Here is a 2353-nt window from a genome sequence, read left to right on the forward strand (position 1 = left end):
GGTCAGGCCGTTGATCAGCACGTCGTTGCGATAAGTCTCGACAAAGTCCAGGGCGATGCGAAAGTAGCTGGCCTTGAGGGTACGGAAAGTTTCGCTGGAAAGTACTACACCGTTGGTGGCGAGTTTGCGAAAGATGGCCTTGGCATAATCGATGGACATCTTGGACAGGCCGGCTTCGGCGTTGTCCGCTGACAGGTCCTGATGCTTGTGATCATAGTTGTCAGCAATGTCGACCTGACACAAACGGTTGGTGGCATTGTTGCGGTACATTTCCGACAGGATGCCGATTTCCAGACCCCAGTCGCTGGGAATACGAATATCGTTTAATACATCACGGCGAAACGAAAACTCACCGGCCAATGAATAGCGAAAACTGTCCATGTAATCCAGATAATCACTTGGTCCCATGACCGATTTGAGAGCACGTAACAGGGGGGTAATTAATAGACGATTCACCCGGCCATTCATTTTCCCGCCGGCGACCCGGGCGTAATAACCTTTACAGAACTCGTAATTAAACATTGGATTGGCAACAGGATAAATCAGTCGAGCCAACAGTTCGGTACTGTAGGTGGTAATGTCGCAATCATGCAGGGCAATTGATTCTGCTTTTCCAGAAGCTAAAATATAACCCATGCAATACCAGACATTACGCCCCTTACCGGCCTGATGAGGGGCAAGATTCAGGGCCTGTAACTCTGCATCAATAGCACTTAACCGTGGTCCATCGTGCCACATGATCCGATGATGTTGTGGGAGGTCCGCGAAAAAGCTCAACGCATGTTTATACTCATCAGCACTGGCTCTATCCAGTCCAATCACAATTTCAGATAAATATGGCACTGTTTTCAACTGTTGAACAATTGCTGGAAGCGCCTCTCCCTGCAGTTCTGAAAATAATGAGGGTAGCAATAATCCCATTGGACGCTGTTGACTGAAATGTACAAGATCCTGCTCTAAATCAGCCAGATGACGATGCGTAAGATTATGTAATGTTGTGATAATACCGTTCTGATGAAAATCTGCCATGTGAGCCTCTTGTGATTTTAATGCACTATTGCTGTGCTTATATGGAGCTGCTTCAAGACTTGTTGTACGCCTTCAGCCCAACCTCGTGGACCGCAATGTGTTGCCTTCATAACATCATGATGGCGAGTTAATTTGGGTAATGAATTTACCGGTGAAGGGATCAATAGGGCCATGTCGGCTGTTTCCAGCATGGCCACATCATTTTGACTGTCTCCAATCGCCAGGCTGGTAAAGCGTTTATCAGGGCAAAAATGTTCGTAAACCTGTTTAAGCCATTCGATAGCCTGGCCTTTGTCACATTGACCGGAAACGTGTAAAAAGCGGCCACCGATTAATACCTGGGCGCCCCGTTTACGGACTTCTTCAATAAATTGTTTTTGTTTACCGGGATTGCCATGCCAGGCCAGCGCTTCGCCATATTGTCTTCTGGCAGCACGCGCAGCTGCATGAACATCCAGGCCGGTCATGGCAATGATTCCATCTATACCTGCCTGCGCAAACGTAGTGAAATCATCACTAAATAAAGGTTTCACTGATTTGATAATCGCCTGCCAATGCGCGCGGGGCTGAACAAATTCTTTTACCCAATATTGACCACTTGTTTTGGTCTCGGCTGGTTGCTCTGGAAAATAATCAACCGGAATAAAAATAGCGGCGCCATTTTCACAGATAAATGGATGAGGGTTATCCAGAGAAGCATTTATCTGTTCAATTTCCGACTGGGTTTTGCTACTGACCGGAATCAGCGGGATTTGTAACTGTTTGAGATTTTGTAACACGGGATCCGCCTCATCATGCCGGTAGTTATGATGATCCAGAAGACTGCCATCCAAATCAGTAAAAACCAGTAAGGATGCTTTGGGGCAGGTAACTGAAGGAGTCGATTTTTTCGGACGTTTCAAGGCCACAATTTCTCTTTCCATATTGAGTTCAAAAACATAATCCATTTGCTCCGGCAAAGTTTCCAGACAGTGTTGAGTGATACGTTGGTAATACTGAATAAAACGCGAAATATCCTCAGCAGTCATAATTTTGTTGCTTACTGTAGCGGCTGTTTGTTGCAGTTTTTCTTCCTGTTCCAGTCGCCAGTTATAAACGCAATCAAAATTAGGGGCCTTAAGCATGATCCAGCTATCAACACGCTGAAAAGGGGCAGGGTAGTCCTGTTCGAGCTTTTGATTCACATAACGTCGCCAATAGACATCTGGATCATCATTCTGTTCTAAAGCATTAACTGGCAGCGTTAACATTTCATCCGTTTGAGGACAGGCCCCCATGCACCAGCCTTCCAGAATAATAAATTTGGGGGCAACCTCTAATACCG

At 46.1% G+C, this 2353-nt stretch carries 2 protein-coding genes; both read right to left on the reverse strand.

The window, feature by feature from the left end:
- Positions 1–1029: glycosyl transferase (locus B3182_RS12020; RefSeq protein WP_292752884.1), on the reverse strand; the 1029-nt coding region annotated here is incomplete at its 3' end.
- Between the two features lie 17 nt (positions 1030–1046).
- A partial coding sequence (locus B3182_RS12025) for an HAD-IIB family hydrolase (protein ID WP_292752887.1) occupies positions 1047–2353 on the reverse strand: 1307 nt, incomplete at its 5' end.

It is taken from the genome of Methylophaga sp. UBA4204 (assembly GCF_002379485.1).
Taxonomy (GTDB): Bacteria; Pseudomonadota; Gammaproteobacteria; order Nitrosococcales; family Methylophagaceae; genus Methylophaga.